This is a genomic window from Okeania hirsuta (assembly GCF_003838195.1).
In the GTDB taxonomy this organism is placed as follows: Bacteria; Cyanobacteriota; Cyanobacteriia; order Cyanobacteriales; family Microcoleaceae; genus Okeania; species Okeania hirsuta.
In genome coordinates this window covers 1-4,554 of sequence record NZ_RCBY01000387.1, presented here as the reverse complement: position 1 = coordinate 4,554, position 4,554 = coordinate 1, and the positions used below count along the sequence as shown (strand labels likewise).

Sequence of the window (4,554 nt, the reverse complement as noted above, 5' to 3'; positions counted from 1 at the left end):
CAAGGATTCGAGTAGCTCTTCTGGCATTTCTCGGTCGTAAACAAAGCGCGAGGCTGGGCCAACATGCCGTTTAGCTAAGCTATCCTTTATCTTCTGTATAAGATCACCAGCAAATTCGTCATCAATGTACAACTCTGCATCCCGCGTCAATTTGATCGAAAAGGTATCTAAGATATCATACCCCGGAAACATCCAGGAAACACTATGTCTTACGATATCGTCCAGGATAATCAGATCATGACGATTCTCGGGAGAAGGCAATTTGATAAAACGGGGAAGGTGATCAGAAGGTATCTTTACAATAGCATATTCATGGGGTGCTTCAGCATCATCTTTAGATTGCAAGAGCACCGTTAGGTAGAGTGCTGCATTATTTAAGAAAGGGCGAATCTTATCTTTTACCAATAGTACCGGTTGCACGAAAGGAACATGTGATCTTTGAAGTAATCCTCCACGAATTCCCTTTGCTCCTCATTGAGGTCTAACCTACGCTTTAGATAGATATTGTGTTCTTCACTCCGGAATAATCTCTTTTTCAAATACTTACTTACCTCTTCCGGTTGTTTAGTCACCCTCGTCTTGGTATTTCTACTATTTGTTTCGGTGAGAATTCCAGTCTTTTTTGGTCTTCTTCCTACCGTAGAAGGTTCCGGTTGATTGGCCATTCTACCCGAAAGAACTCATCCAAGTTGGAAGATAATAGAAGAACTTTATTCGCTCAAATAGAGGAACGTCGGATCCTTTGCTTTTGCAATACCCGATAATTAAAAGATAACACTGATATCCCTGGTGATTAGAGAAGGAGTTCTCTGCCATGTTGAGCGAGTTGTTACGATACTTCTGATGAAGATAGGCAAAAATACGCAGTGCGTCAAATGCTAGTTAAAAAACGGGGCAATCAAAGAGCTCATCTCTCCCTTGATCCGAGCATAGAATCAGGCCTCTGTCTGGATTCCTGCCTCTTTTTTCAATAATCGCACTTAGATATCTGCCAATTCAGGTGCTTTTCAAGTTGTCTGCTTCATGGGTAAAAATATACAGCTCACGTAAAACCTTTTCTCGCCAGCGTTTTAGGCGTGATACCCAATCATCCATCCGCTCATAATCTGTTGGATGAAGATTCATTGCCACGAATCGGACCATCCCGACTCCATTGGTCAAACGCATATGTAAAACATCTCTGCGACAGCCACATCAGTAAGCACTGTGGGCCGATCCGTTCGCTCAATAGCTCAAAAAGTCCTCGACTACTTCCCTCATCCTGAAACAGGATTCATTGCCGTGTTCGATGGCACGGGATTGGGAGGCCAAGCATGTAAAAGGTCTCAGTTTCTCTAATCGATAGCCGAAGAATACGGAGGTAACTGCATTAAAACAACAGCCTAGTTTTTCTTTCCAATGCTTGACGGCTTCACAAAACATGTGGATTGCTCCCCTCCTAAGCCCAAATTCGACTGTGGCTAATGGTTGAGGGATTTTAGGACAAAAACTTTGAAGTCGAGGTGTAGACTGATACCATCGCTGGATCAAGTCTAAGGTAGGAATAATAATGAGTATGTTAAGTTCTATCGTGTTAAACTGCTTTCCATAAGCTTCCCAAGAAACCTTGGTCTTTGTTCCTGAGATAAACTTTCCCCACCCATTCCGGCATACTCCAACCGGAACAGCCTACTAAACGGCAGTGCGGCATTCATCCCCTTAGTTTTGGCTAGCACCGATTGCGTTTCTACTGGATCCGTAGGCAAAGAGAAATCGACAGCAGGATATATTCTGGTAATTTTTCCAAACTTCATAACTCAATAGTGTTATGGCTAAAAATAGAGAAGCAAGTCCTAAAATGAACATTTAAGGACGAGCTTAATTGAATTGGTCTTGAAATAAAAATTCACCTTTGCGGCATGGACCATTTGAGGGAATATTTGAGACAAAGATGCGGCTCGAAAAAAGGAAAAACGCATTCGAAGCCTGCAGCTAATAGCACCTAATAGACTTTTGTTCCAATGACTACCTTGGTTATGCAAGACAGCTAGTCAAGATTCAACCGCTTTACCAGTGCCGTAAAGCCTGGGATCTACGGTTCTAGGTTATCTCGGGGCAACCAAAGTGGGGCAGCGGTAGAGGATTACCTGGCAAAATTTCATGAAGCGGAGGCTGCTTTAATCTATAACTCGGTTACCAGGCCAACCTGGCCTTCCTATCTTTGCCTTACCACCCGACATGACACCATCATACGATCAAACTCATTCATGCTTCCCTGCGAGAGGGTTATCCAATTAGCTCCAGCCAAAGCTTTAACTTCAGGCATAATGATCTCACGACCTCCGAGAAAAACTCAGCGAGCTAAAGACGTAAGTGATTGTTGTAGAAAGCGTTACTCGATGGATGGTGATGCCGCCCCTTGGCCGAGATGTTGCCATTTGTCAATCACTGGGAGGCAAGTACTGGTGATGAGGCGCCATAAGCACAGGTGTTTTTGGAAGTGCAGAGAAGGATTGGTGCAAGCCTAGGCGTTACAGGATCAGGTGTGGGCGCGGTACATTACTTTCGGGAAAGCTATCGGAGCGCACGGCGCGGTTGTGGTGGCACCGCTGTGTCTACGGGGCTAACTGATCAATTTCTCGAGATCATTCATTATACTACTGCTCTCTGACTCCTTAGCTCGATACACTGGCCTACGCTGAAATGGCTAAGGGAGATCGATCGAGACTTCTTATAGAGAGAATTGCCCAATTCAAGCACTTTAAGTGGAAATGTTGCTAAACATTTCATCCCTAGTGGCAGTCCTATACATGTGTTTGGTTCTGGTAATGAGCAGCAAAATCACTACAGCTAACTTGCAGAAAGCAGGCTTCGATATTCGCGCATCCTGTCTCCTACGGTACCGAAGGACAAGACGACTTAGGTTTGCCTCACAGCTTCAATACGAAACCAGATACAGAACTAACTGAATTGATGAATCAAAATCATCCCGTGCATGAAGAAAGGATTTATTGTTAGTGGAATAAAAAAAATGTACAAATTAGGAAAGACATTGGTTTCTGCCATACTCACTAAGGCCTAGAAGCTGATTATGGAAGCCGTTACAATCCGGAGACCTTCACCATACAGATAGCATGAAAGCATGCATTTAAGTCAGAGTCCCAAGAGCTTTTTCATCCGGAAGCCTTTCGTTTAGAACCCCGGCTTCACCGCATTATTCCGCTGCTATAGACAAAAGTCAAGATCGACTTAAATGCCTTCACTTTACCTGAAACGGATAATTTCCGATCGAGAAGGGCCTGGTGGACTATTGGTCCCTTTAAACGAGGAAGACACAATCTTAGATCTGATCAACAACTGGCCGCTGCCGGTTGTGCTAGTTTCTCAGCATTACCGGGAAGTATCAATCATACCTTACTTAGTCTCAATTTGCTTAAAAACAAAGAACATACCCTTGCTGGGACTAATCTTAATGGTCCAAGCACTCCATCTACTCTACTATTTAGAAGAAATGAGTGACGAAGCCGTAATATTCCATTTACCCAACTCACCGAAGTCAATCCGAACAAGTACAGCATTTGGCGGCACAAATGGCCCCTCCTCCAGGAACGCTGGCTATGATTTAAGGGCGCAAATCGAAGAATAGACTGTTATGATGAAGAAGCAACGCATTGGAATCGTGCAGATGGGAAGTCTGTCTCCCTTAGGCCTACAACAGATGAGATGTGCGAACTATAGGAGAATAGAACTTTTTGAGTCGGAGGGAAAAGGCAAATGGGAAAGGACGTTAGCCGCTAGCGCATCGAATCAGGTGAAAAGCCTAATGGCAGAAGGTAAGCCCTACCTCAAATTAGATGCGTCGACAATCATGGCCATCGATACCGCCCTACAAGCGACTAAAGGAATGCAGCTTAACTCGACCCAAAATTGGGGCGTGAATGTAGGCTCCTCACGTGGGGCCACTCAGATTTTGGAAAATGCACATCTCCATCACATAGAAGGTCAAGATCTCAGTCCCAATACCTCTCCACTAACTACCCTGGGTAATGTGTCCAGCTGGGTTGCACAACGGCTAGGTGTTGAAGCCTTGAGCATTAGTCATTCCGTTACTTGTGGTAGTGCCTTACAGAGTATTGCTAATGGGATAAGCTGGTTGGAATCTGGCCGCTGCGACCATTTTCTGGCAGGGGGAACTGAAGCTCCACTGACGCCATTTACCAAAGCTCAAATGGAAGCCTTACGCATCTATGCTGCTCCAGAGGAAACTTCTTATCCTTGCAGAGCCTTGGATCTCAATAAAGAAAAGAATAGCATGGTATTGGGGGAAGCAGCAGCTAGTTTTGTACTAACCAGCCAGTCAGCCAATGCACCTATGGCGTGGATCAAAGGAATTGGATATGCGATGGAGCCCCTCTCCTCCCCGACTAGCATTTCGGAAAGCGGGATTGCGCTTCAGAAAGCCATGCAGATGGCCTTGCAAGAGGCGGAGCTGGAGCAAGTAGATGTCATCGTCAGCCATACACCCGGTACCATAAGAGGAGATCAAGCTGAATACCATGCGATCCAACAGGTATT

The 4,554-nt window shown here is 44.9% G+C and carries 4 protein-coding genes; 2 read left to right on the top strand and 2 right to left on the bottom strand.

Features of this window, described 5'->3' with window-relative positions:
- A partial coding sequence (locus D5R40_RS38375; RefSeq protein ID WP_375339431.1) for a hypothetical protein occupies window positions 1–420 on the bottom strand: 420 nt, incomplete at its 3' end.
- An 804-nt stretch (window positions 421–1,224) separates the two neighbouring features.
- Window positions 1,225–1,626 (bottom strand): DUF72 domain-containing protein, encoded by a 402-nt coding sequence (locus D5R40_RS43090; protein ID WP_124155704.1) that lies wholly within the window; start codon window positions 1,624–1,626, stop codon window positions 1,225–1,227.
- Window positions 1,627–3,232: 1,606 nt separating this feature from the next.
- Between D5R40_RS43090 and D5R40_RS43085 the strand changes: the two genes are divergently transcribed.
- Both D5R40_RS43085 and D5R40_RS30610 read left to right on the top strand, forming a co-directional pair.
- Window positions 3,233–3,625 (top strand): AAA family ATPase, encoded by a 393-nt coding sequence (locus D5R40_RS43085; protein ID WP_124155703.1) that lies wholly within the window; start codon window positions 3,233–3,235, stop codon window positions 3,623–3,625.
- Window positions 3,626–3,802: 177 nt separating this feature from the next.
- Window positions 3,803–4,554 (top strand): beta-ketoacyl synthase N-terminal-like domain-containing protein (locus D5R40_RS30610; protein ID WP_205127759.1); only part of this gene is annotated, 752 nt, incomplete at its 3' end.